Origin of the sequence: Rossellomorea vietnamensis (genome assembly GCF_001305855.1) — a bacterium.
GTDB classification, from domain to species: domain Bacteria; phylum Bacillota; class Bacilli; order Bacillales; family Bacillaceae_B; genus Rossellomorea; species Rossellomorea vietnamensis_A.
The window spans coordinates 1-23734 of the sequence record NZ_LIXZ01000019.1 but is presented as its reverse complement, the minus strand read 5'-3'; the positions used below and the strand labels follow the sequence as shown (position 1 = coordinate 23734).

The 23734-nt window shown below is 42.4% G+C and carries 40 protein-coding genes and 1 rRNA gene; 39 read left to right on the top strand and 2 right to left on the bottom strand.

All coding sequences use genetic code 11. The features are described 5' to 3' along the window. Positions 1 to 18: 18 nt before the first annotated feature. The 36 genes from rplB (at position 19) to AM506_RS18195 (ending at position 20254) form a co-directional block, all read left to right on the top strand. Entirely contained in the window at positions 19 to 849 is an 831-nt protein-coding gene (gene rplB, locus AM506_RS18370; protein ID WP_060674122.1) for a 50S ribosomal protein L2, read from the top strand. A 60-nt stretch (positions 850 to 909) separates the two neighbouring features. Continuing rightward, complete coding sequence (gene rpsS / locus AM506_RS18365) at positions 910 to 1188, top strand: 30S ribosomal protein S19 (RefSeq protein ID WP_060674120.1); 279 nt, start codon at positions 910 to 912, stop codon at positions 1186 to 1188. Positions 1189 to 1207: 19 nt separating this feature from the next. Then, a complete protein-coding gene (rplV, locus tag AM506_RS18360; RefSeq protein ID WP_034765976.1) occupies positions 1208 to 1549 on the top strand; it encodes a 50S ribosomal protein L22 in 342 nt (113 codons plus the stop codon). A gap of 3 nt (positions 1550 to 1552) precedes the next feature. Next, positions 1553 to 2209 (top strand): 30S ribosomal protein S3, encoded by a 657-nt coding sequence (rpsC, locus tag AM506_RS18355; protein ID WP_060674118.1) that lies wholly within the window; start codon positions 1553 to 1555, stop codon positions 2207 to 2209. Positions 2210 to 2211: 2 nt separating this feature from the next. Next, positions 2212 to 2646, top strand: coding sequence for a 50S ribosomal protein L16 (gene rplP / locus AM506_RS18350; protein WP_060674116.1), 435 nt, complete (start codon positions 2212 to 2214; stop codon positions 2644 to 2646). After that, positions 2636 to 2839, top strand: coding sequence for a 50S ribosomal protein L29 (gene rpmC / locus AM506_RS18345; RefSeq protein WP_060674114.1), 204 nt, complete (start codon positions 2636 to 2638; stop codon positions 2837 to 2839). The genes rplP and rpmC overlap by 11 nt, the downstream gene beginning before the upstream one ends. 20 nt (positions 2840 to 2859) lie before the next feature. Continuing rightward, the gene (rpsQ, locus tag AM506_RS18340; protein WP_032085279.1) at positions 2860 to 3123 is read left to right on the top strand and encodes a 30S ribosomal protein S17; all 264 of its coding nucleotides are present in this window, start codon (positions 2860 to 2862) and stop codon (positions 3121 to 3123) included. A gap of 44 nt (positions 3124 to 3167) precedes the next feature. Continuing rightward, the gene (gene rplN / locus AM506_RS18335; protein WP_060674112.1) at positions 3168 to 3536 is read left to right on the top strand and encodes a 50S ribosomal protein L14; all 369 of its coding nucleotides are present in this window, start codon (positions 3168 to 3170) and stop codon (positions 3534 to 3536) included. Positions 3537 to 3575: 39 nt separating this feature from the next. After that, entirely contained in the window at positions 3576 to 3887 is a 312-nt protein-coding gene (gene rplX, locus AM506_RS18330; protein WP_034765969.1) for a 50S ribosomal protein L24, read from the top strand. A 26-nt stretch (positions 3888 to 3913) separates the two neighbouring features. After that, a complete protein-coding gene (gene rplE, locus AM506_RS18325; RefSeq protein ID WP_060674110.1) occupies positions 3914 to 4453 on the top strand; it encodes a 50S ribosomal protein L5 in 540 nt (179 codons plus the stop codon). 24 nt (positions 4454 to 4477) lie between these two features. Continuing rightward, positions 4478 to 4663: a type Z 30S ribosomal protein S14 gene (locus AM506_RS18320; RefSeq protein ID WP_010191505.1), complete on the top strand. Its 186-nt coding sequence runs from the start codon at positions 4478 to 4480 to the stop codon at positions 4661 to 4663. Positions 4664 to 4693: 30 nt separating this feature from the next. Then, on the top strand, positions 4694 to 5092 hold the full coding sequence (gene rpsH, locus AM506_RS18315; RefSeq protein WP_060674108.1) for a 30S ribosomal protein S8: 399 nt from the start codon (positions 4694 to 4696) through the stop codon (positions 5090 to 5092). 30 nt (positions 5093 to 5122) lie between these two features. Then, a complete protein-coding gene (gene rplF, locus AM506_RS18310; RefSeq protein ID WP_060674106.1) occupies positions 5123 to 5662 on the top strand; it encodes a 50S ribosomal protein L6 in 540 nt (179 codons plus the stop codon). A gap of 33 nt (positions 5663 to 5695) precedes the next feature. Then, positions 5696 to 6058 carry a 50S ribosomal protein L18 gene (gene rplR, locus AM506_RS18305; protein WP_060674105.1) on the top strand — a complete coding sequence of 121 codons (363 nt, stop codon included), beginning with the start codon at positions 5696 to 5698 and terminating at the stop codon, positions 6056 to 6058. A gap of 23 nt (positions 6059 to 6081) precedes the next feature. Beyond that, positions 6082 to 6582 carry a 30S ribosomal protein S5 gene (gene rpsE, locus AM506_RS18300; protein WP_060674103.1) on the top strand — a complete coding sequence of 167 codons (501 nt, stop codon included), beginning with the start codon at positions 6082 to 6084 and terminating at the stop codon, positions 6580 to 6582. 13 nt (positions 6583 to 6595) lie between these two features. Further along, complete coding sequence (rpmD, locus tag AM506_RS18295) at positions 6596 to 6778, top strand: 50S ribosomal protein L30 (protein ID WP_034765956.1); 183 nt, start codon at positions 6596 to 6598, stop codon at positions 6776 to 6778. A 32-nt stretch (positions 6779 to 6810) separates the two neighbouring features. Beyond that, a complete protein-coding gene (rplO, locus tag AM506_RS18290) occupies positions 6811 to 7251 on the top strand; it encodes a 50S ribosomal protein L15 (protein WP_060674101.1) in 441 nt (146 codons plus the stop codon). Continuing rightward, positions 7251 to 8543: a preprotein translocase subunit SecY gene (gene secY / locus AM506_RS18285; protein WP_060674099.1), complete on the top strand. Its 1293-nt coding sequence runs from the start codon at positions 7251 to 7253 to the stop codon at positions 8541 to 8543. The genes rplO and secY overlap by 1 nt, the downstream gene beginning before the upstream one ends. A gap of 61 nt (positions 8544 to 8604) precedes the next feature. Beyond that, the gene (locus AM506_RS18280; protein WP_034765951.1) at positions 8605 to 9255 is read left to right on the top strand and encodes an adenylate kinase; all 651 of its coding nucleotides are present in this window, start codon (positions 8605 to 8607) and stop codon (positions 9253 to 9255) included. Beyond that, the gene (map, locus tag AM506_RS18275) at positions 9255 to 10001 is read left to right on the top strand and encodes a type I methionyl aminopeptidase (protein ID WP_060674098.1); all 747 of its coding nucleotides are present in this window, start codon (positions 9255 to 9257) and stop codon (positions 9999 to 10001) included. The genes AM506_RS18280 and map overlap by 1 nt, the downstream gene beginning before the upstream one ends. A gap of 15 nt (positions 10002 to 10016) precedes the next feature. After that, positions 10017 to 10340, top strand: coding sequence for a KOW domain-containing RNA-binding protein (locus AM506_RS18270; protein WP_034765947.1), 324 nt, complete (start codon positions 10017 to 10019; stop codon positions 10338 to 10340). Then, positions 10333 to 10551 (top strand): translation initiation factor IF-1, encoded by a 219-nt coding sequence (gene infA, locus AM506_RS18265; RefSeq protein ID WP_034765945.1) that lies wholly within the window; start codon positions 10333 to 10335, stop codon positions 10549 to 10551. Before AM506_RS18270 ends, infA begins: the two co-directional genes overlap by 8 nt. A gap of 38 nt (positions 10552 to 10589) precedes the next feature. Further along, complete coding sequence (gene rpmJ, locus AM506_RS18260) at positions 10590 to 10703, top strand: 50S ribosomal protein L36 (protein WP_003156543.1); 114 nt, start codon at positions 10590 to 10592, stop codon at positions 10701 to 10703. A gap of 24 nt (positions 10704 to 10727) precedes the next feature. Further along, the gene (rpsM, locus tag AM506_RS18255; protein WP_034765943.1) at positions 10728 to 11093 is read left to right on the top strand and encodes a 30S ribosomal protein S13; all 366 of its coding nucleotides are present in this window, start codon (positions 10728 to 10730) and stop codon (positions 11091 to 11093) included. A 25-nt stretch (positions 11094 to 11118) separates the two neighbouring features. Next, complete coding sequence (rpsK, locus tag AM506_RS18250) at positions 11119 to 11508, top strand: 30S ribosomal protein S11 (RefSeq protein WP_032085294.1); 390 nt, start codon at positions 11119 to 11121, stop codon at positions 11506 to 11508. A gap of 170 nt (positions 11509 to 11678) precedes the next feature. After that, a complete protein-coding gene (locus AM506_RS18245) occupies positions 11679 to 12623 on the top strand; it encodes a DNA-directed RNA polymerase subunit alpha (protein ID WP_060674096.1) in 945 nt (314 codons plus the stop codon). A gap of 46 nt (positions 12624 to 12669) precedes the next feature. After that, entirely contained in the window at positions 12670 to 13032 is a 363-nt protein-coding gene (rplQ, locus tag AM506_RS18240) for a 50S ribosomal protein L17 (RefSeq protein WP_034765940.1), read from the top strand. A 279-nt stretch (positions 13033 to 13311) separates the two neighbouring features. Beyond that, positions 13312 to 14148 (top strand): energy-coupling factor ABC transporter ATP-binding protein, encoded by an 837-nt coding sequence (locus tag AM506_RS18235; protein WP_060674094.1) that lies wholly within the window; start codon positions 13312 to 13314, stop codon positions 14146 to 14148. After that, complete coding sequence (locus AM506_RS18230; RefSeq protein ID WP_060674092.1) at positions 14124 to 14993, top strand: energy-coupling factor ABC transporter ATP-binding protein; 870 nt, start codon at positions 14124 to 14126, stop codon at positions 14991 to 14993. The genes AM506_RS18235 and AM506_RS18230 overlap by 25 nt, the downstream gene beginning before the upstream one ends. After that, entirely contained in the window at positions 14990 to 15787 is a 798-nt protein-coding gene (locus AM506_RS18225; RefSeq protein ID WP_060674091.1) for an energy-coupling factor transporter transmembrane component T family protein, read from the top strand. Before AM506_RS18230 ends, AM506_RS18225 begins: the two co-directional genes overlap by 4 nt. A 14-nt stretch (positions 15788 to 15801) precedes the next feature. Beyond that, complete coding sequence (gene truA, locus AM506_RS18220) at positions 15802 to 16554, top strand: tRNA pseudouridine(38-40) synthase TruA (protein ID WP_060674089.1); 753 nt, start codon at positions 15802 to 15804, stop codon at positions 16552 to 16554. A gap of 182 nt (positions 16555 to 16736) precedes the next feature. Continuing rightward, complete coding sequence (gene rplM, locus AM506_RS18215) at positions 16737 to 17174, top strand: 50S ribosomal protein L13 (RefSeq protein ID WP_034765935.1); 438 nt, start codon at positions 16737 to 16739, stop codon at positions 17172 to 17174. 22 nt (positions 17175 to 17196) lie between these two features. Then, positions 17197 to 17589, top strand: coding sequence for a 30S ribosomal protein S9 (gene rpsI, locus AM506_RS18210; RefSeq protein ID WP_060674087.1), 393 nt, complete (start codon positions 17197 to 17199; stop codon positions 17587 to 17589). A gap of 233 nt (positions 17590 to 17822) precedes the next feature. After that, on the top strand, positions 17823 to 18269 hold the full coding sequence (locus tag AM506_RS18205) for a DUF2521 family protein (protein ID WP_060674085.1): 447 nt from the start codon (positions 17823 to 17825) through the stop codon (positions 18267 to 18269). A gap of 88 nt (positions 18270 to 18357) precedes the next feature. After that, entirely contained in the window at positions 18358 to 19080 is a 723-nt protein-coding gene (gene cwlD, locus AM506_RS18200; protein ID WP_060674083.1) for an N-acetylmuramoyl-L-alanine amidase CwlD, read from the top strand. Positions 19081 to 19204: 124 nt separating this feature from the next. After that, positions 19205 to 20254, top strand: a complete 1050-nt coding sequence (locus AM506_RS18195) for an Mrp/NBP35 family ATP-binding protein (RefSeq protein WP_060674081.1) — start codon at positions 19205 to 19207, stop codon at positions 20252 to 20254. A gap of 76 nt (positions 20255 to 20330) precedes the next feature. On the opposite strand, the gene gerD is transcribed toward AM506_RS18195, so the two are convergent. Next, positions 20331 to 20975, bottom strand: coding sequence for a spore germination lipoprotein GerD (gene gerD, locus AM506_RS18190; protein ID WP_060674079.1), 645 nt, complete (start codon positions 20973 to 20975; stop codon positions 20331 to 20333). Positions 20976 to 21124: 149 nt separating this feature from the next. On the opposite strand from gerD, the gene AM506_RS18185 reads away from it, so the two are divergent. Continuing rightward, the gene (locus AM506_RS18185; RefSeq protein ID WP_060674077.1) at positions 21125 to 21760 is read left to right on the top strand and encodes a KinB-signaling pathway activation protein; all 636 of its coding nucleotides are present in this window, start codon (positions 21125 to 21127) and stop codon (positions 21758 to 21760) included. A 45-nt stretch (positions 21761 to 21805) separates the two neighbouring features. On the opposite strand, the gene pdaB is transcribed toward AM506_RS18185, so the two are convergent. Further along, positions 21806 to 22555 carry a polysaccharide deacetylase family sporulation protein PdaB gene (gene pdaB / locus AM506_RS18180; protein ID WP_060674076.1) on the bottom strand — a complete coding sequence of 250 codons (750 nt, stop codon included), beginning with the start codon at positions 22553 to 22555 and terminating at the stop codon, positions 21806 to 21808. A 138-nt stretch (positions 22556 to 22693) separates the two neighbouring features. Between pdaB and AM506_RS18175 the strand changes: the two genes are divergently transcribed. Together AM506_RS18175 and AM506_RS18170 are read left to right on the top strand one after the other, a co-directional pair. Next, on the top strand, positions 22694 to 22921 hold the full coding sequence (locus AM506_RS18175) for a hypothetical protein (RefSeq protein ID WP_060674075.1): 228 nt from the start codon (positions 22694 to 22696) through the stop codon (positions 22919 to 22921). A gap of 345 nt (positions 22922 to 23266) precedes the next feature. Beyond that, a 16S ribosomal RNA gene (locus AM506_RS18170) occupies positions 23267 to 23734 on the top strand; the annotation flags it as partial.

The following is a 23734-nucleotide window of genomic DNA, read 5'->3' as shown; positions in this document are numbered from 1 at the left end:
AGAAGAGGAGGGAAAAACATGGCGATTAAAAAGTATAAACCTACCTCTAATGGTCGTCGCGGCATGACTAGCTCTGATTTCGCTGAAATCACGACTGATTCTCCGGAAAAGTCACTTCTAGCACCCCTACACAAAAAGGGTGGCCGTAACAACCAAGGTAAGTTAACAGTTCGTCATCAAGGTGGCGGCCATAAGCGCCAATACCGTATCATCGATTTCAAACGTGAAAAAGATGGTATACCTGGACGCGTTGCTACGATCGAATACGATCCAAACCGTTCAGCTAATATTGCACTAATCAACTACGCTGATGGAGAAAAACGTTACATTCTTGCACCTAAAACACTAGTTGTAGGTATGGAAGTAATGTCTGGACCAGAAGCGGATATCAAAGTAGGTAATGCGTTACCACTTATCAACATCCCAGTTGGTACAATCGTACACAATATTGAACTTAAACCAGGTAAAGGTGGTCAGTTAGTTCGTTCTGCTGGTACATCTGCTCAAGTACTTGGTAAAGAAGGTAAATATGTACTTGTACGTTTGAACTCTGGTGAAACTCGTATGATTCTTTCTGCTTGTCGTGCTACTATTGGTCAAGTTGGAAATGAACAACACGAACTTATCAACATTGGTAAAGCCGGTCGTTCTCGTTGGTTAGGTAAACGCCCAACAGTTCGTGGTTCTGTTATGAACCCTAACGATCACCCACACGGTGGTGGTGAAGGTCGCGCTCCAATCGGACGTAAATCACCAATGTCTCCATGGGGTAAACCTACTCTTGGATACAAGACACGTAAGAAAAACAACAAATCTGATAAATTTATTGTGCGTCGTCGCAAAAAATAACGGGATTGTACTACGGTTCCTGAAAAGAGCCGTAGATCAGTCACGAAGGGAGGTTCAAACATGGGTCGCAGCTTAAAAAAAGGACCTTTTGTTGATGATCATTTAATGAATAAGGTTGAAAAATTGAACGAAACTGAAGGCAAACAAGTTGTTAAAACTTGGTCTCGTCGCTCAACAATCTTCCCAGCATTCATCGGTCACACTATCGCAGTTTACGATGGTCGTAAACATGTACCTGTATACGTCACTGAAGACATGGTAGGACACAAGCTTGGTGAATTCGCGCCATCTCGTACTTACAAAGGTCATGCAAGTGATGATAAGAAAACAAGACGCTAATTGAGAGGAGGGTATCCTAATGCAAGCAAAAGCTGTTGCAAGAACAGTACGTATTGCTCCTCGTAAAGTACGTTTAGTCGTTGATCTAATCCGAGGTAAGCAAGTTGGAGAAGCGGTTGCTATTTTAAAGCATACACCTAAAGCTGCTTCACCAGTAATCGAAAAAGTACTTAAGTCTGCTATTGCGAACGCAGAGCACAACTTTGACATGGATATTAATAGCCTAGTGGTAACTGAGGCTTATGTAAATGAAGGACCAACACTTAAACGTTTCCGTCCTCGTGCGATGGGACGTGCAAGTCAAATTAACAAACGTACAAGTCACATTACACTTGTCGTATCAGAAAAGAAGGAGGGATAAGCTGTGGGTCAAAAAGTACATCCGGTCGGACTTCGTGTCGGTATAATCCGTGATTGGGAATCTAAATGGTACGCAGATAAAGATTACGCTAATCTCTTACACGAAGACATTAAAGTACGTGAATATATTGCAAAACGTTTAGTTGACGCTTCTGTTTCTAAAGTAGAAATCGAACGCGCAGCAAATCGTATTAACATTACTGTTCATACAGCTAAACCTGGTATGGTTATCGGTAAAGGTGGTACAGAAGTTGAAGCACTTCGTAAAGCTTTAAACGAACTTACTTCAAAACGTGTACACATCAACATCGTTGAAATCAAAAGAGCTGACGTTGATGCTAAACTAGTAGCTGAAAACATCGCTCGCCAATTAGAAAATCGTGTATCTTTCCGTCGTGCTCAGAAACAATCGCTACAACGTGCGATGCGTGCTGGCGCAAAAGGAATCAAAACACAAGTATCTGGTCGTTTAGGCGGAGCAGATATCGCTCGTTCAGAACATTACAGTGAAGGTACTGTTCCACTTCATACTCTACGCGCTGACATTGACTATGCTCATGCAGAAGCTGATACAACTTATGGTAAGCTTGGCGTTAAAGTGTGGATCTATCGTGGAGAAGTTCTTCCTACAAGAAAGAAATCTGAGGAAGGAGGCAAATAATTATGTTATTACCTAAACGCGTTAAACATCGTCGCGAACACCGCGGGAAAATGCGTGGACGTGCTAAAGGCGGTCAAGAAGTAGCGTTCGGTGAATACGGTTTACAAGCAGTGGAAGCTTCTTGGATCACAAACCGTCAAATCGAAGCATCTCGTATCGCTATGACTCGTTACATGAAACGTGGCGGTAAAGTATGGATTAAAATCTTCCCTCATAAACCTTACACAGCAAAACCTTTAGAAGTTCGTATGGGTTCAGGTAAAGGTGCTCCAGAAGGTTGGGTAGCAGTAGTTAAGCCTGGAAAAATCATGTTTGAAATCGCTGGTGTTTCTGAAGAGGTAGCTCGTGAAGCGCTTCGTCTAGCATCACATAAACTTCCAATCAAAACGAAGTTTGTAAAACGTGAGGAAATTGGTGGTGAATCAAATGAAAAGTAATGAAATTCGTGACCTAACCACTGCTGAAATTGAACAAAAAGTAAAAACTCTGAAAGAAGAGTTATTTAACCTTCGCTTCCAACTTGCGACTGGACAATTAGAAAACACAGCTCGCATCCGTGAAGTCCGCAAAGGGATCGCTCGTATGAAAACTGTAATCCGTGAAAGAGAGATCGGGGTTAACAATCGATAAATGAGAGGAGGTTTGCTTAAATGAGTGACCGCAACCAACGTAAGGTATACACTGGCCGTGTTGTTTCCGACAAAATGGATAAAACAGTAACGGTTATGGTAGAAACTTATAAAAAGCATTCTCTATACGGCAAGCGCGTTAAGTACTCTAAGAAGTTTAAAACTCATGATGAGAACAACGAAGCAAAAGTAGGCGATATCGTACGTATCATGGAGACTCGTCCACTATCTGCTACAAAACGTTTCCGTTTAGTAGAAGTTGTTGAAAAAGCAGTTATTATCTAATATATTTGTTCGGATATTTTATATTCCGAAGGGAGGTTACCTACATGATTCAACAAGAATCACGTTTAAAAGTTGCTGACAACTCTGGTGCTCGTGAAGTATTAACTATTAAAGTGCTTGGTGGTTCTGGACGCAAGACGGCTAACATCGGTGATGTTATCGTGTGTACAGTAAAACAAGCAACACCAGGTGGCGTTGTTAAAAAAGGTGACGTAGTCAGAGCGGTTGTTGTACGTACTAAGTCTGGTGTACGTCGTCAAGACGGTACTTACATTAAGTTCGACGAGAATGCTTGTGTCATTATCCGTGACGATAAAGGACCACGTGGAACTCGTATCTTCGGACCTGTTGCCCGTGAACTGCGTGACAGCAACTTTATGAAAATTGTATCTTTAGCTCCAGAAGTTCTTTAATAGATATTAGCATTGGGCCATTCAAGGAGGTGCGATGAAATGCATGTAAAAAAAGGCGATAAAGTAATGGTCATTACTGGGAAAGACAAAGGTAAGACAGGTGTTGTTCTTGCTTCATTCCCAAAGAAAGACCGAGTGCTAGTTGAAGGAATCAACGTTGTAAAAAAACACGCTAAACCTTCACAGATGAATCCGCAAGGCGGAATCATCAGCCAGGAAGCATCTATCCATGTATCAAATGTTATGCTTCTAGATCCGAAATCTAACGAGCCAACTCGTGTAGGTTATAAGACAGAAGACGGCAAAAAAGTACGTGTAGCAAAAAAATCAGGTGAAGTTCTAGATAAATAGTACGATTAAGAAGGGAGGTATTCTGAATGAACCGCCTAAAAGAAAAATTCCAACAAGAAATCAGTCCAGCTCTAGTTAGCAAATTCAATTACAAATCAGTAATGGAAGTACCTAAAGTTGAAAAGATCGTTGTCAACATGGGTGTCGGCGATGCTGTTTCAAACTCAAAAGCTCTTGATGTAGCTGTTGATGAATTAACTCAAATCACTGGTCAAAAGCCAGTTGTAACAAAAGCTAAAAAATCTATCGCAGGCTTCCGTCTTCGTGAAGGTATGCCAATCGGTGCAAAAGTTACTCTTCGTGGAGAGCGTATGTACCAATTCTTAGATAAATTAATTTCTGTTTCACTTCCACGTGTGCGTGACTTCCGCGGTGTTTCTAAAAAAGCATTCGACGGTCGCGGTAACTATACATTAGGAGTAAAAGAGCAATTGATTTTCCCTGAGATTGATTATGATAAAGTGTCTAAAGCACGTGGTATGGATATCGTAATCGTAACAACTGCGAACACAGACGAAGAAGCTCGTGAATTGTTGACACAAATCGGAATGCCATTCCAAAAGTAATCGCTATATAAGGGAGGCGAAAATGTGGCTAAAAAATCTATGATTGCGAAACAAAAACGCACGCCAAAGCATAATGTTCAAGCGTATACTCGTTGCGAACGTTGCGGACGTCCTCATTCAGTTATCCGTAAATTCAAGCTTTGCCGTATTTGTTTCCGTGAACTTGCATACAAGGGTCAGATTCCTGGCGTTAAGAAAGCTAGTTGGTAATACCCCATATTGGGAAGGAGGTAAATTATTATGACAATGACAGATCCAATTGCAGATTTGCTTACTCGCATCCGTAATGCGAACATGGTTCGTCACGAAAGATTAGAAGTTCCTGCTTCTAACATCAAGAAAGAAATTGCAGAAATCCTCAAACGTGAAGGTTTCGTACGTGACGTAGAATATGTAGAAGATAACAAGCAAGGTGTTATCCGCATTTTCTTGAAATATGGAGCAAACAACGAACGTGTAATCACTGGATTAAAGCGTATCTCTAAACCTGGTTTACGTGTATATGCTAAATCTACAGAGGTACCTAGAGTGTTAAACGGTTTAGGTATCGCGCTTGTTTCTACTTCTACAGGTGTTTTAACTGATAAAGAAGCTCGTGCTCAACAAGTAGGCGGAGAAGTACTAGCTTACGTTTGGTAATATTTTTTATATGAATGGAGGTGCAACAGGATGTCACGTGTAGGAAAACTACCAGTAGAAATTCCATCTGACGTTACTCTAACAGTTGCTGAAGATAACACAGTAACTGTAAAAGGACCTAAAGGGGAACTTTCTCGTACATTCAATTCTGATATTAAAGTTGAATTAGAAGGAAATGTAGCAACAGTTACTCGTCCTTCTGATGCAAAAGAACACCGCGCGTTACACGGTACAACTCGTGCCCTAATCGCGAACATGGTTGAAGGTGTATCTAAAGGATTCCAAAGAAATCTTGAGCTAGTCGGTGTAGGTTACCGTGCTCAAAAACAAGGTACGAAGCTTGTCCTTAACGTTGGTTACTCTCACCCAGTTGAGATCGAGCCAGAACAAGGTATCGAGATCGAAGTACCGGCTAATACAAAGATATCTATCAAAGGTATCGACAAAGAACGTGTTGGAGCATTAGCTGCTAACATTCGTGCTGTACGCTCTCCTGAGCCTTACAAAGGAAAAGGTATTCGCTACGAAGGTGAATATGTTCGTCGTAAAGAAGGTAAAACAGGTAAATAATGCCGCGTAGGCAAAAGAAAGGAGTGACCGTAGGTGATTACTAAGCCAGATAAGAACAAAACACGTAAGAAAAGACATGCTCGTGTCCGTTCAAAGATTACTGGAACTGAAACTCGTCCTCGTTTGAACGTTTTCCGTTCTAACAAAAATATCTACGCTCAACTTATCGATGATGTGAATGGTGTTACTCTAGTTAGTGCATCTTCTCAAGATAAAGATTTCAATCTAGACTCATCTGCTACTGCTGATGCAGCAGCTAAAGTTGGAGAACTAGTTGCGAAACGTGCAGTAGAAAAAGGATTAAAATCCGTAGTATTTGACCGTGGTGGATATTTATATCATGGCCGTATCAAAGCTTTAGCTGAAGCAGCTCGTGAAAACGGCTTAGAATTTTAATAAAAAAAGGAGGGACAATCCAGATGCGTCGTATTGATCCAAGCAAACTAGAATTTGAAGAACGCGTAGTTACAATCAATCGTGTTGCGAAAGTTGTTAAAGGTGGACGTCGTTTCCGTTTCGCTGCTCTTGTAGTAGTGGGCGACAAAAACGGTCACGTTGGTTTCGGAACTGGTAAAGCTCAGGAAGTACCTGAAGCAATCCGTAAAGCGATTGAAGATGCGAAGAAAAATCTAATTGAAGTTCCTATGGTTGAGGGTACAACACCTCACCTAGTAACTGGCCGATTTGGTGCTGGTCAAATCCTGATCAAACCTGCTTCTGCGGGTACAGGAATCATCGCCGGTGGACCTGTTCGTGCCGTACTTGAATTAGCTGGTGTTCAAGATATCCTATCTAAATCATTAGGATCTAACACTCCAATTAACATGGTTCGCGCTACAATCGAAGGTTTAAAACAATTAAAGACCGCTGAAGACGTTGCAAAACTACGTGGTAAATCAGTTGAAGAGATTTTAGGTTAAGGGAGGGATAACGATGGCTAACAAACTAGAAATTACCCTCACTCGTAGCATCATTGGCCGTCCTCAAGATCAACGCAAAACGGTTGAAGCTTTAGGACTTCGCAAAATGCATCAAACTGTTGAGCAACAAGATAATGCTGCTATCCGCGGTATGATCAACAAAGTGGCTCACCTTGTTACAGTAACTGAAAAATAATTCTTAACGCTTAAAAAAAAGGAGGTGCCGACATGAAATTACATGAGTTAAAGCCTACAGAAGGTTCACGTAAAGTCCGCAATCGTGTAGGACGTGGTATTGGTTCAGGTAATGGAAAGACTTCTGGTAAAGGTCATAAAGGACAAAACGCCCGTTCAGGTGGCGGAACTCGTCCTGGCTTTGAGGGTGGTCAAACACCATTGTTCCAACGTCTACCTAAACGTGGATTCACGAACATCAATCGTAAAGAATATGCAATCGTCAATCTTGACGTATTGAATCGCTTCGAAGATGGTACAGAAGTTACTCCAGCTCTACTTGTAGAATCTGGTGTAGTGAGTAACGAAAAAGCAGGAATTAAGATTCTTGGTAAAGGTTCAATCGAGAAAAAGCTTACAGTAAAAGCACACAAATTCTCAACCACTGCTAAAGAAGCTATCGAAGCTGCTGGCGGTACATCCGAGGTGATCTAATGTTTCAAACTGTCTCCAATTTTATGCGCGTGGGTGATATAAGAAACAAAATTATCTTCACCCTTCTAATGTTAATAGTCTTTCGTCTTGGTACCTTTATTCCTGTACCAAGCGTAGATGCTAATGTATTGAAAATGCAAGACCAGGCAGGGATCCTTGGATTCCTGAATACATTTGGTGGCGGTGCGTTAAAGAACTTCTCCATCTTCGCGATGGGAATCATGCCTTATATCACAGCTTCGATCATCGTGCAGCTTCTGCAAATGGATGTTGTACCGAAGTTTACTGAGTGGTCTAAGCAGGGTGAAGTCGGGCGCCGTAAATTAGCTCAGTTCACACGTTATTTCACTATCATTCTTGGATTCATCCAGGCTTTGGGAATGTCCTACGGCTTTAATAGAATTTACGGTGGAATGCTTATCCAAAACCCCGGAGTCAGCACGTACCTACTAATAGCTTTAGTTCTAACAGCTGGTACGGCTTTTCTTATGTGGCTTGGTGAACAAATCACGGCTAAAGGTGTTGGGAATGGTATTTCGATCCTGATCTTTGCAGGTATCGTTGCTGCGATCCCTAACACTGTAAACCAAATCTATGCTCAACAAATTGAGGGAGCAGGCGAACAGCTCTTCCTTCGTATTGTGGTTCTTGCACTTCTTGTTTTAGCAGTTATTGCAATCGTGGTTGGTGTCGTGTTTATCCAACAAGCACTTCGTAAGATTCCGATTCAATATGCAAAACGTTTAGTGGGGCGTAGTCCGGTTGGTGGACAATCAACACATCTACCATTAAAGGTGAATGCTGCGGGTGTTATTCCAGTTATCTTTGCGATTTCTTTTATTATCACGCCACAGACCATTTCATCCTTTTTTGGAGACAATGATGTGACCAGTACTATCCAGTACATCTTTGATTACACCAAACCAGTTGGTATGATCATCTATGTAGCTCTGATCGTTGCCTTTACGTATTTCTATGCTTTCATTCAAGTAAATCCGGAACAAATGGCTGAAAACTTGAAGAAGCAAGGTGGATATATCCCTGGTATTCGTCCAGGTAAAACCACACAAGAGTATCTCACTCGCGTTCTGTATCGTCTAACATTTGTTGGGGCCATTTTCTTAGCTGTTATCGCAGTCCTTCCAGTTTTCTTCATTAACTTTGCAGGTTTACCTCCTGCAGCTCAAATCGGTGGAACAAGCTTACTGATCGTAGTAGGGGTTGCACTTGAGACAATGAAGCAACTAGAGGCACAGTTAGTGAAACGTCACTACAAAGGATTTATTAAATAAGAGGGTTTTCGGGAACGTCTTGTTCCTGAAACCATTTTATAGACAATTAGGGGGAGTACGAGTGAATATAGTTCTTATGGGCTTACCAGGCGCAGGAAAAGGTACTCAAGCTGAAAAAATCGTAGACAAATATGGTATCCCCCATATCTCTACAGGCGATATGTTCCGTGCAGCTATTAAAGAAGGTACTGAACTAGGCTTGAAGGCTAAATCATTCATGGATAATGGCGATCTTGTTCCTGATGAAGTGACAATCGGTATCGTTCGTGAAAGGTTAAGCAAAGAGGACTGTGAAAAAGGCTTCTTACTGGATGGGTTTCCAAGAACGGTTGCTCAGGCAGAAGCACTTGAAAACATCCTAGCTGATCTTGGTAAGAAAATGAATTATGTCATTAATATAAATGTAGATAAGGACATCCTGATGGAGCGCTTGACAGGTCGCAGGATCTGTAAAGAGTGCGGCGCTACTTATCATCTTGTCTTTAATCCGCCAACAGAAGAGGGCGTTTGTGATCGCTGCGGCGGCGAGTTATATCAACGCGCAGATGATAACGAAGAAACGGTTCAAAACCGTTTGGACGTAAATATCAAACAAACCCAACCACTATTGGCTTACTACGAAGATAAAGGCTATCTGAAAAACATTGACGGTCAACAAGACATCCATAGAGTGTTTGATGACATTGATGAACTACTTGGAGGCCTTTCATAATGATCATTTCTAAGACTCCGAGAGAGATTGAGATCATGCGGCATGCTGGTAAAATTGTTGCTTTGACTCATGCGGAATTGCAAAAGTATATTTCTCCGGGAATATCGACGAAGGAATTGGATGCAATTGCTGAAGAATTCATTCGTAAACATGATGCAATTCCATCTTTTAAAGGGTATAATGGGTTTCGTGGCAGCATCTGTGCTTCAGTCAACAATGAGTTGGTACATGGAATTCCAGGCGATCGGGTATTGAAAGATGGCGATATTATCAGTATCGATATCGGTGCTAAATATAATGGTTATCACGGTGACTCGGCTTGGACATATCCAGTTGGAACAATAGATGATGAAACCCGGAAGCTTCTTGACGTAACGGAAGAGTCATTATTTCTGGGCCTTAAAGAAGCGAAACCAGGCGAGCGTCTGTCGAATATCTCTCATAGTATACAAACTTTTGTTGAAGCTAATGGCTTTTCAATCGTTCGGGAGTATGTGGGACACGGAGTTGGTCAAGACTTACATGAGGACCCGCAAATCCCTCATTACGGACCACCCAACAAAGGTCCGCGTTTAAAGCCTGGCATGGTACTGGCTATTGAACCAATGGTTAATGCAGGAAGTCGATATGTTAGAACGTTATCAGATAACTGGACAGTCGTCACAGTAGATGATAAAATGTGTGCGCACTTTGAACACACCATAGCAATTACTGAAGACGGCTATGAGATATTGACGAAAGCCTAAATGAAGGTGATTGGATTGATCGAGTCAGAATCAACGGTCCCGAGGATAGGCCAGATTGTTCAAACCCTCAAAGGGAGAGAGACTGGAAGCTACTCGGTCGTTATTCAGCAGTTGGATGAACGTTTTGTACTGATAGCAGATGGGGATAGACGAAAGTTCGATCGCGCCAAGCGAAAGAACATCGCTCATCTTCACTTGTGTGACTATGTTTCTCCAGAAGTTCAAAACAGTATTATAGAATCAGGCAGAGTAACGAACGGTAAACTGCGTTATGCTGTTTCAAAGTTTGTTAACGAAGTATTAAATGATGAGAAGAAGGGAGACATGTTCGATGGCTAAGGATGATGTAATTGAAGTTGAAGGTAAGGTCGCCGAGACTTTGCCCAATGCGATGTTTAAGGTAGAATTAGAAAATGGTCATACAGTACTGGCACATGTTTCAGGAAAGATCCGTATGCATTTCATTCGTATCCTACCTGGTGACAAGGTAACAGTGGAATTATCACCGTATGACTTAACTCGTGGTAGAATCACTTATCGTTATAAATAATCTATTGCACTCCGTACTATTAAGGAGGTTAGAATAAGATGAAAGTTAGACCATCTGTTAAACCAATCTGCGAAAAATGTAAAGTTATTCGTAGAAAAGGTAAAGTCATGGTTATCTGTGAAAACCCTAAACACAAACAAAAACAAGGCTAATCTTAAAGGAGGTGCGCTATCACTATGGCACGTATTGCTGGTGTAGACATTCCACGTGACAAACGTGTTGTCATTTCATTAACATACATCTACGGTATTGGTAAAAATACTGCAGCGAAAATCTTATCTGAAGCTGGTGTATCTGAGGATACTCGCGTTCGCGATCTAACTGACGACGAACTAGGAAAGATTCGTGATATCGTTGATAAATTAAAAGTAGAAGGTGATCTTCGTCGTGAAGTATCACTAAACATCAAACGTCTTATGGAAATCGGTTCATACCGCGGTCTTCGTCACCGTCGTGGACTACCTGTTCGTGGACAACATACGAAGAACAATGCTCGTACACGTAAAGGTCCTCGTAAGACTGTAGCTAACAAGAAAAAATAATAGGTAAAGGAGGTTACTTCTTAGTATGGCACGTAAAACTAATACTCGTAAACGTCGTGTGAAAAAGAATATCGAAGCTGGTATTGCACACATTCGTTCTACATTCAATAACACAATCGTAACTATTACTGATGTTCACGGAAATGCTGTTGCATGGTCAAGTGCAGGTTCACTAGGATTCAGAGGTTCTCGTAAATCCACTCCATTCGCAGCGCAAATGGCAGCTGAAACAGCAGCTAAAGCTTCTCAGGAACACGGTCTTAAAACTCTTGAAGTAACAGTTAAAGGTCCTGGTGCTGGTCGTGAAGCAGCTATCCGTGCTCTTCAAGCAGCAGGTCTAGAAGTTACTGCAATCAGAGACGTTACTCCAGTTCCTCATAATGGATGCCGTCCACCAAAACGTCGCCGCGTTTAATTTTCTGTATAAATTTTGTATCGTTGTCTATAATGGGATATGATACAAGATACGTTCATTCAGAAAAGTAACCAGTTGTTGGTGCACAATAGGGAACGTAAACATGGGGAATTTCGGACTTTATCTTATTTAGCCCGGAGTTTCGACGTTTTGAAGGAGGGTAAATATTAATGATCGAAATTGAAAAGCCAAAAATTGAAACGGTTGAGATCAGCGATGATGCCACATATGGAAAGTTCGTCGTAGAACCACTTGAGCGTGGATATGGTACAACTTTGGGTAACTCCTTACGTCGTATCCTATTATCGTCACTCCCAGGTGCTGCTGTCACATCTATTCAAATAGATGGAGTACTGCATGAGTTTTCAACAATTGAAGGCGTCGTAGAGGATGTCACATCCATCATTTTGAATATCAAGAAGCTAGCGTTGAAGATCTACTCTGATGAAGAAAAAACGCTGGAGATTGATGTACAGGGCGAAGGAGCCGTAACGGCTGCGGATATTACTCATGATAGTGATGTTGAAGTGTTAAATCCTGATTTACACATTGCAACATTATCTAAGAGTGGTCACTTCCGTGTGCGTTTAAGTGCATCCCGTGGTCGTGGGTACAGACCAGCAGACCAAAACAAACGTGAGGATCTTCCTATTGGCGTGATCCCAATCGATTCTATTTACACTCCAGTTTCACGCGTTAACTATCAAATAGAAAATACTCGTGTTGGTCAAATGACGAACTACGATAAACTTTCTCTTGATGTATGGACTGATGGAAGTATTGGACCGAAAGAAGCGATTTCTTTAGGTGCTAAGATTCTGACAGAACACTTAAATATTTTCGTTGGCCTTACAGATGAAGCGCAGAATGCTGAAATCATGGTAGAAAAAGAAGAAGACCAAAAAGAAAAAGTTCTTGAGATGACCATCGAAGAATTGGATCTTTCTGTTCGTTCTTATAACTGCCTGAAGCGTGCTGGAATCAATACTGTTCAAGAGCTTGCTAACAAGACTGAAGAAGATATGATGAAAGTGCGTAACTTAGGACGTAAATCCCTTGAAGAGGTTAAAGTTAAACTTGAAGACCTTGGACTCGGTTTACGTAAAGACGACTGATAACATCTTCTTGCATATATAGACTCAACAAAGGAGGGAACCCTTAATGGCTTACAGAAAGTTAGGACGTACCAGTGCTCAACGTAAAGCAATGCTACGTGATTTAGCTACAGACCTAATCATTAACGAGCGCATCGAAACAACTGAAACTCGTGCGAAAGAACTTCGTTCAGTTGTGGAAAAAATGATCACACTCGGTAAACGTGGTGACATTCACGCGCGTCGTCAAGCTGGTGCATTCATTCGTAAAGAAGTTGCAAACGCTGAAAACAACCAAGATGCTTTACAAAAGTTATTCTCTGACATCGCTCCTCGTTACACAGAGCGTCAAGGCGGATATACTCGCATTATGAAGGTTGGTCCTCGCCGTGGTGACGGTGCTCCAATGGCAATCATCGAATTAGTTTAATAATTCGTGACTTCTAACATTAAGGGCGGGACAGTTAATCCTTAACTGCATCTTTGCCCTTTTTGTATAAGTGCATGTGATGAAAAGCAGAGCGTTACGATGAGCAGCGCTGTCTGACTCGTCTAGCTCGTGCACCCCTTCCAACTTCTATGTTCATAGAAGCTGTTCAATGGATGAACAAGAAAAGATGTTCTTTTCTTTGGTCGGGGTGCAGGCTTTTTTTTGTATGCAAAGGTTTTAGCAGAGCTGAGTAAGGATAGCGTAGAGGAGGTAACAGAATTGAAGGAAATCATTAAAGTGGAGGATGTACACTTCAGATATCCCGATCAGAATACTTATGCCCTTAAAGGCATCAGCCTGGCGGTCAATCAAGGTGAGTGGCTCGCGATCGTCGGACATAACGGATCCGGTAAATCCACCCTTGCCAAGATGTTGAATGGGCTTCATTTCCCCAAGAAGGGAATAGTGACGGTGGATGGAATCACTCTTGAGGAAAATTCTATCTGGGACATTCGGTCAAAGCTGGGTATGGTTTTTCAGAATCCCGATAATCAATTTGTTGGTGCTACAGTAGAGGATGATGTGGCTTTTGGGTTAGAAAACCATGGGGTACCTTATGATTCGATGGTACAAAGAGTCAATGATGCTTTAAAAAGTGTCCATATGGAAGATTTTCTTGATCAAGAGCCGCACCATTTATCAGGGGGGCAGAAGCAGCGTGTGGCGATTGCAGGTGTAGTAGCCCTGCAGCCATCCATCATCATCCTGGATGAGGCCACTTCGATGCTTGACCCAAAGGGAAGACAGGAAGTTCTTGAGACAGTCCGGAAGCTGAAAGAAGAAGAGAACCTGACGGTGATTTCCATCACCCATGACCTGGAGGAAGCTACGAAGGCAGATCGCATGATTGTTTTGAATCAAGGGAGTGTCTTTAAGGAAGGAATACCGGAAGAGATTTTCCTATTGGAGGACGAGCTCATCAAGCTTGGGTTGGATTCCCCTTTCACCATCAAGCTTGCCGGGGCACTGAAGGAAGCAGGGTTTCCCCTGTCTAAAACATATTTTACAGAAGAAGAGTTGGTGGATGAATTATGCAGATCACATTTCAACAGGTAGAATACCGATATTCATTCAACACTCCATTCGAAAAACTTGCCCTTCAAGATATCAACCTTTCGATTCCAACGGGTCAGTTTCTCGCGGTGATCGGTCACACTGGTTCAGGCAAGTCCACACTGTTGCAGCATCTTAATGGATTATTAAAGCCTACAGAGGGACTTGTTCAAGTAGGCAAGCATGAGATCAAGGCAAAGGAAAAGGCAAAGAATTTAAAGCCCGTCAGACAGAAGGTAGGGATCGTCTTTCAATTTCCTGAGCACCAGCTGTTTGAAGAAACCGTCCTTAAAGATATATGTTATGGTCCAATGAACTTTGGTGTGTCTGAGGAAGAAGCGATACAAAGAGCGAAAGAATTGATTGTAAAGGTTGGTTTGTCTCTGGATGTGCTGCAGAAGTCCCCATTTGATCTTTCAGGGGGACAAATGAGACGTGTCGCCATAGCAGGGGTACTGGCAATGAATCCCGAGGTCATTGTATTGGACGAACCGACAGCAGGACTTGACCCAAGAGGGCAAAGGGAGATCATGGACATGTTCTATGATCTTCATAAGGAAAAGGGACTGACGACTATTCTCGTCACCCACAGCATGGAAGACGCCGCTCACTATGCAGAAGAGATCGTCATCATGCAGAAGGGCCGTTTAAAACGAAAAGGAACCCCTGCGGAAATCTTCTCCGAGACGGACGAACTGTTTGAGATGGGGCTGGACGTACCGGATGTTGTTCGGTTCCAATATCAGTTTGAAAGAAAGACCGGAAAGAAACTTCCGAAGACGTGTCTGACAATAGGCGAATTGGCTTCAGCCATCCGTTCGATCCGTGATGGAGGTGAAGGACTATGATGGAAAAAATGATCTTCGGCCGTTATGTACCGGCGAAATCCATTCTTCACCAAATGGATCCGAGGGCAAAACTTTTATTTATTTTCGGATTTATATGTGTCGTCTTCCTGGCCAATAATGCTGTAACATACGCACTGCTCGGTCTTTTTACGTTTAGCGCACTCATACTATCCAACCTATCCATCCGTTTTATCATCGGAGGATTGAAGCCCATTCTTTGGCTGATTTTGTTTACGTTCTTTTTACATGTGTTTTTTACAAAGGAAGGTCCCGTCCTGTTGGACATGAAAATCCTGTCTGTTCATGAAGAGGGGCTAAGACAGGGGATCTTTATTTCATTACGATTCTTTTATCTGATCCTGGTCACTTCGTTATTAACGCTCACAACCTCACCCATTACGATTACGGACGGTCTTGAAACACTTTTGAACCCATTGAAGAAAGTGAAATTCCCCGTGCATGAACTGGCACTCATGATGTCGATTTCCTTGCGGTTTATTCCAACCTTAATGGAGGAAACCGATAAAATCATGAAAGCACAGATCGCAAGGGGGGCTGAGTTTTCATCAGGCCCTATCAAAGATCGGATCAAAGCCATCATCCCTCTGTTGATTCCTCTCTTCGTCAGTGCATTCAAACGCGCCGAAGACCTGGCAACGGCCATGGAAGCAAGGGGATATCAAGGAGGGGAGGGCAGGACGAAATACCGCCTGTTATCCTGGCATAAGAAGGATACGGGAGCGTTAATCGTCCTTGCCCTCCTCACAACGGTATTAATCATTTTCAGAGGATAACGGGAGTGTCATTTATGCAGAGAGTGAAGTGTACCATCGCTTATGATGGAACGTATTTTCATGGTTATCAAGTACAACCGAATCAACGTACCGTCCAGGGCCTCATAGAGAGCATCTTGTCCACTATCCATAAAGGCGGTCCTGTCCGAATCAGCGGGTCTGGCCGTACCGACGCAGGTGTCCATGCAAACGGTCAGGTCTTTCATTTTGACACACCATTATCCATTCCAGAAGAGAAATGGCCGATCGTTCTGAATACAAGGTTACCGGATGAAGTGACCGTGAAAGAAGCCGAGTTTGTTTCAACAGACTTTCACTCGCGGTTTTCCGTGGAGCAGAAAGAATACCGTTACCGGGTTTATACAGGGAAATCAAGAAGTCCGTTCAACCGGCATTTTGCCCTTCACTACCCCCATACGCTTTCCGTTCCTGATATGGAGCGCGCTGCCCGGCACCTGATCGGGGAGCATGACTTTACAAGCTTTTGTTCAGCGAAGACGGAAGTGGAAGACAAAGTAAGAACCATTCATCATATTGACATTCAGGAACACGAAGAAGAAATCATTTTTTCATTTGTGGGCAATGGATTTTTATATAATATGGTGAGGATATTGGTCGGTACTTTGCTAGAGGTAGGTACTGGGAATATTTCTGTGGATGATGTACCTGGAATACTGCAAGCGCGGGACCGAAACCGGGCAGGAAAGACTGCACCGCCCCATGGATTATATCTGTGGAAGGTGGATTATGATCCTGTTGTGAAATAGGATTGTATGGAATTAATAAAAAAAATACTAAAACAACTAATCCTGGTGTAACATTCTCTTGACAATAGACTGGGAACAAGATAATATAGCATATGGTATGTTATTAACCCCACGATAAGCCCCGGAAACTTATTGTGATTAGAAAATAAATACTACGGATTCATTAAATAGGAGGTTAAATCATGCGTACAACGTATATGGCAAAAGCCAACCAAATCGATCGTAAATGGTTCGTTGTAGATGCTGAAGGCAAAACTCTTGGACGTCTATCCAGTGAAGTTGCTTCAATTCTACGCGGAAAACACAAACCAACATTCACACCACATGTTGACACTGGTGATCATGTAATCATTCTTAATGCTTCAAAAATTGAACTAACTGGGAAGAAGTTAACGGACAAGATCTACTACCGTCACACTAATCACCCTGGTGGTTTAAAACAACGTACAGCATTAGAAATGCGTACAAACTACTCAGAGAAAATGCTTGAGCTTACTATCAAAGGTATGCTTCCAAAAGGTTCTCTAGGTCGTCAAATGTTCAAGAAATTACATGTATATGCTGGAGCAGAGCATCCACATCAAGCACAACAACCTGAAGTTTACGAACTTCGTGGATAATTAATAAGAGGAGGTTATTATCTTGGCTCAAGTTCAATATTACGGAACTGGTCGTCGTAAGAGCTCAGTAGCTCGTGTACGTTTAGTACCAGGTAACGGAAACATTGTTATCAATGATCGTGAAGTAGAAGTTTATATCCCATTCGCAGCACTAAGAGAAGTAATTAAGCAACCACTAGTTGCAACTGAAACTCTTGGTAACTATGACGTTTTAGTTAACGTTAATGGTGGAGGCTATGCTGGTCAAGCTGGTGCGATCCGTCACGGAATCGCTCGTGCTTTACTACAAGCAGACCCTGAATACCGTGGATCTCTAAAACGCGCTGGATTATTAACTCGTGACTCTCGTATGAAAGAGCGTAAAAAATACGGTCTTAAAGGTGCACGTCGCGCGCCACAATTCTCTAAGCGTTAATTATTATTTCACACCAAAGCTCAGCCGATTCTGTCGGTTGGGCTTTTTTTATTGGGTTTGAGGGACGGACCTCCAATTTCACGTCAATCTTGAAGCTAAATCCCTTTGTACCAAGGATTTATTCTTCTTAGAGAGTGTATATGGAGGTCCGTCCCTCCAAGAAAATTGGTAACAGTTACTCGAATGAAGTGGTGGGTTAAGTAGGAAAATACGTTCAAAGGGGTGAATGTTTTTTGAACGTTATTACAACTTTCAATACAAAGAGAAGAGAGAAGCAGATCAAGACGGAAAGAACGTTACTGAAAGAAATTTCAATTAAGATGCTGCAGGAGAGTGTCCGGCGGCATTTTGGATATATAAAGGTTCAAGGCGGCGTATTTATGCAGCAGGGATTTGATGAAGCGTGTTTTGATATAGCCATAGAGGCTTATCTACTTGGAGGGAAGATCAGTAAATTCGGGTACTCAGGTGAAGATACCGAATTAGTGAAGAAGCGTTGTGAGGAAGAATTGAAGCATTTTATTGATACGCTTTATAATTTCTGGCTGTACTGGTCTGAGATGGGTGTATCGAATGAAGTAGATGAGTCCTTTTATTTCTGTTGTGAGCACTTTGTGGAAACATGGTGGTCAGAAGGATATGAAAAGGGAATCAAGCGTCACAAATTACGGTTGCATTAATTTCAGTTCTAAAACCCATTCTTGTCCCATATTTTTTAGTAAAGGCAGCGGTTTTTCCGTCGCCAAGACTTGAAATAGGAGGACTGGAATGGTTCAGAAACTGAAGGTTATCGGGATAATTTCTGCACTGGCTATTTTATTATTCATCATTCAATATAAAATATTAGACAAAGATACATGGGATTCATGGAATCTCCCCTTATCAGGAAAAATCATCTATATAGATCCGGGACATGGTGGCCCGGACGGCGGGGCGGGAGATGAGAAGGCACTTGAGAAGGACATCGCATTAAATGTCTCACTGATGATAAGGGATTATCTTCAGGAGCAAGGTGCCCTTGTGATCCTGACGCGTGAGAAGGATGAAGACCTTGCTGATGAAAGTACGAGAGGATACAGCCGAAGAAAAGTGGAAGACCTTAAGAAAAGGCTAACGTTGATCAATGAATCCCAAGCGGATATGTTTCTCAGCATCCACTTGAATTCGATTCCATCTGCGAAATGGAGCGGGGCCCAGACTTTCTACAATCCAAAGTATGAAGAAAATAAAGCACTCGCCAAAGCGATCCAAGGAGAGCTGACCCGTAATCTGGAAAACACGACCCGGGAAGCAAAAGGTCTGCAAAATGTCTACATCCTGAAACATGCCAAAAAGTCCGGAGCCCTCGTAGAAATTGGTTTCCTCTCCAACCCTGGAGAACGTGCCAATCTACTTAAAGAGGATTACCAGCAAAAGATTGCTGCTTCCGTCTACCAGGGTGTACTGAACTATCTGACCATGGATGACAAAGAAAAAGCTGACGAGGAATAACCTCTCAGCTTTTTTTATTATTTGACAAAAGCATTCAAAACCTTTTGAGCATTCATTCAACTGAGAATATGTTATACTGAAAACAGATGATTGAAAACGAATACATAGAAAAGGGTGGTTATTCATGTTATCGGAACAACAAACACGCGAACTTTTATTTGGATTAAAAGATCCTTTTTTAAATAAAACCTTACAAGAAACAAATGGGGTTGTAGACATCTCCGTTAAAGAAGAAAAGAACCATGTCAGTGTGAAAATCGCCATTGCCAAAACAGGTACCGGCGAGCAAATGCAATTCCAGCAACAAATAGTACAAGTATTAAAGGAGAATGGAGCGGAATCTGTCGGGATCCGTTTCACAGAGCTTCCGGAAGAGGAGCTTGAAAAGCACAGAGGCGCAGGTGGAGAAGGAACGGACCTGTTATCCCCTGCAAGTAAGACGACCTTCATTGCGATTGCCAGTGGAAAAGGCGGCGTAGGAAAATCAACGGTTTCGGTTAACCTTGCCGTGTCACTTGCCAGGCAGGGTAAAAAGGTGGGGCTTGTGGATGCCGACATTTACGGGTTTAGCGTGCCCGATATGATGGGGATTGTGAAGAGACCGATCGTACGCGGGGAAAGAATTATTCCAGTAGAACGATTCGGCGTGAAGGTCATTTCCATGGGATTCTTCGTAGAGGACAATGCACCGGTTATTTGGAGAGGGCCGATGCTTGGTAAGATGCTGAACAACTTCTTCTCTGAAGTCGAGTGGGGCGACTTGGATTATTTACTGCTGGACCTGCCACCGGGAACTGGTGACGTTGCCCTTGATCTTCATACAATGCTTCCACATTGTAAGGAAATCATTGTGACGACACCTCATCCGACAGCGGCCTTCGTAGCAGCCCGTGCAGGAGCCATGGCCCTTCAAACTGACCATGACATCCTGGGTGTTGTTGAGAACATGTCTTACTTTGAAAGCAAACTGACAGGTGAAAAGGAATTCGTGTTCGGTCAAGGCGGGGGAGAGAAGCTTACTGAAGAGCTTCGTACCGATTTACTTGGCAAGCTTCCACTGCAGCAGCCGGACTGGAATGAAGAGGATTTTGCCCCGTCCATTTATGCGGAAGACCACCGACTGGGTCAGATTTATGGGGAAATTGCCCATAAAGTCATTGAAAAACTTTCTTAAAGAAGCAAAAAAGGGACCAATGCCAGCGTGCATCGGTCCCTTTTTATAAGTTGTCATTTCCGGTCAGAGAAAAAATTTATTGCCCTCCGCCGCCACTTCCTGTGCCACCTGAGTCGCCTGAACCATTTTGATCACTACCAGACGATTGACTGTTGCTTCCTTCACTTTTGCCCCCGTCTTTGATTTCACCGGCAGCCTTTAATAATACATCCTGAAGTTTTGCCTTAAATAATGGACTTTGGAAGGTTTCCGTAATCACTTTTTGCAGATGTTCTTTGTATTCCTGGCTCTTTAATACTTCTGTGAGTTCCTTTTTGAATTCAGGATCTTTTAGCAGGTCCATCATCATCCCTTGATACTCGGGGTCCTTCATGAGGTCTTTAAGCAATTTTTCATTTCCATCTTTCATGCTTTTCGCCATGGCTTCAGCGAACTTTGGATCTTCAAAGGATTTCTTCCAGAATTCTGTTCCCTTTTCGGATGTGAGGGTTTTGGAAATTGTATCAGTTACAACACCCTGATCCATAATAAGCTCTGATTTCATTTTTTCATCAGACATGACATCCTGGATGGCTTTTTTTCCATCATCCGTCTTTAATATATCAACAACCATTTTCTTGGTTTCTTCATAATCCATTTTGCCACTGCCCGTATCCCCTCCACCGCCACAAGCGGAAAGAAGAAGAATGGTCAATAGAAAAAGAAAGGAATATCTTTTCATGGGTAAGCTCCTTCCATACAAATTCCCTTACCCTTAATATGAGAAATAACGAAAAAAATATGCACAGGTAAAATTGGAACCTGGATTTTTTAAACATGCGTTGGTACAATCAAGTGAGTGTATATTTTTTTATTTGGAGGAAAATAGAAGTGACCATCCGCAATTGGATTCGTTTATTTATTCATACGTTAGTAATCGGTGGAGCCGTAACAGGTGTGGCCGCCCTCATCATAAGATGGGATCAGTTCGGACCATACTTTCAGGACGGTAACGTGATTGGTATATTATCGAGTTTACTTTGGTTCATATTTGTAGGGTTTACTTTTAGTGTCATCAGTCAAATGGGTTATTTCGCTTACTTAACCATCCATCAATTCGGGATGGGGATGTTCAAAAGCCTATGGAACCCCGTTCAAATGGTGCTGATCGCACTTGTCCTGTTTGATTTGATTTACTTTCGATTCAGAGCCTTCGCTGTGGAAGGAGAGTCGTATACACCTTATATATTACTCGGGATCGGGATCTTTGTGGTTGGTCTTGTCGTTGCTTATATCAAGAATCAACAATCAGAAGCAAAAACCAACACATTTGTATCAGCCCTATTTTTTATGATCGTTGTAACGACACTTGAATGGCTTCCGGTATTATTGGTGAATTCCGTGAAATGGCTGTATCTTATGCTGCTCGCTCTTCTTGCCTGTAACGCATTCCAACTATTGCGACTTCCTAAGTACATAGAGAAATCCCAGACGGAAAGAGAACGCAGGCAATCGGCTAAGAGCTGAATAAAAAAATCCCGCAGGTGAACACCGTTCACTTACGGGATTTTTTTATTGTATAAGGGATGACTTGGCATCACCGTTTGAAATCATGTCGGACACTGTAATGAAGTTTCCTTTTCCTTTTAGCTCCTTCACAATGGAAGGCAAGGCTTCCTTCGTCTGTTTAGCTGAATCTGATGCATGAAGCAGGACAATGTCGCCTTTTTTTGCTTTACTGACGTTATTCAGGATTTCTTCCACACCGGGATTGGTCCAATCCTTTGAGTCCACGCTCCAGTGGACGACCGTTAAGCCGAGGGAATCGGCAACCTTCAACGTTTCTTTATCGAAATGTCCCGTTGGAACGCGTAACAATTTCACTTCTTTCACATTCAATTTCTTAAAGACCTCATCCGCCTTCATTATGTCCTGCTTAATCTTGTTCGGTTCCATCTCCGTATAGTCGGAATAGGCATAGCCGAGGTTTCCGATCTCATAACCCTGCTTCACGATTTGTTCCACTAAATCGGGATGTCGTTCAGCCCAGGCCCCGGAAAGAAAGAAGGTAGCGGAGGTCACATTCATTTTCTTTAATTCTTCAAGGATCGGCTTGGCCTTTTCATCTCCCCAACCAATGTTGAAGGTGATCGCCACGCCCTTTTCTCCTTTGTAAATCGCCTTCGGCCCATCCTTCGTACTGAAAACCGAAAGTGTCGAGAGGTTACTGCTATATACAAACAAAGCAGTAAAGAAAGAAATCACGATGATCAAACTGATTTGCTTCAATTTCTTAGCGTTTACTGTGTGAAACGTATTCAATATCATCCCTCCGTTCAACCGTCTGTCTTTACTAAAGATATGCATGTCCCGCAAAAAAATATCTATCTGACGAAAAAATGATTATAAATATCTTTTAATGGAAAAAACTACAAATACCAACATTAAGGGGTGACATACTTGCTGGGGTTAATGATTAATGATAGAGAGAAACAGGAAATAGAGTATCTGTTGAAAAGAGAAATGGATGAAATACTGTTTGACCTTAAGGATTCTCGAATTGATCATATCGTTAAGAGAGCAATGGATGAACGGTATAAAATCTTATTTTCCCTTTTTAAGCGATTTGCAAGTCATAAGGAATGCTTGAAATATATGAAGACAGCAGCCAAGAAAGAAACAAATTAGTCTCCTTGGGCTTCCCCTTTTATAAGCAGGGGGAGCTCTTATATAATCCAAGGGTGAAATAGAGGTAATAGGAATGAAATATTTTATTAAAAAAGTTCACAAAAAGTATTGACCCGTATTTAAAATCTTGATATAGTAATTAACGTCGCTGAAACACAATGAATTATTTAGAAGAAACACCATTAAATAATTTCGAAAAACAGTTGACATCACATGATGAATTGTGATAAATTAATAAAGTCGCCCGAACGGGAATGACGAAATATTGAACCTTGAAAACTGAACAAAACAAGACAATACGTCAACGTTAATTCTAGATTTATTTTTAAAGAGCTATTCAAACTTTTATCGGAGAGTTTGATCCTGGCTCAGGACGAACGCTGGCGGCGTGCCTAATACATGCAAGTCGAGCGGATTGATGGGAGCTTGCTCCCTGATATCAGCGGCGGACGGGTGAGTAACACGTGGGTAACCTGCCTRTAAGACTGGGATAACTCCGGGAAACCGGGGCTAATACCGGATAACTCATTTCCTCGCATGAGGAAATGTTGAAAGGTGGCTTTTAGCTACCACTTACAGATGGACCCGCGGCGCATTAGCTAGTTGGTGAGGTAACGGCTCACCAAGGCAACGATGCGTAGCCGACCTGAGAGGGTGATCGGCCACACTGGGACTGAGACACGGCCCAGACTCCTACGGGAGGCAGCAGTAGGGAATCTTCCGCAATGGACGAAAGTCTGACGGAGCAACGCCGCGTGAGTGATGAAGGTTTTCGGATCGTAAAGCTCTGTTGTTAGGGAAGAACAAGTGCCG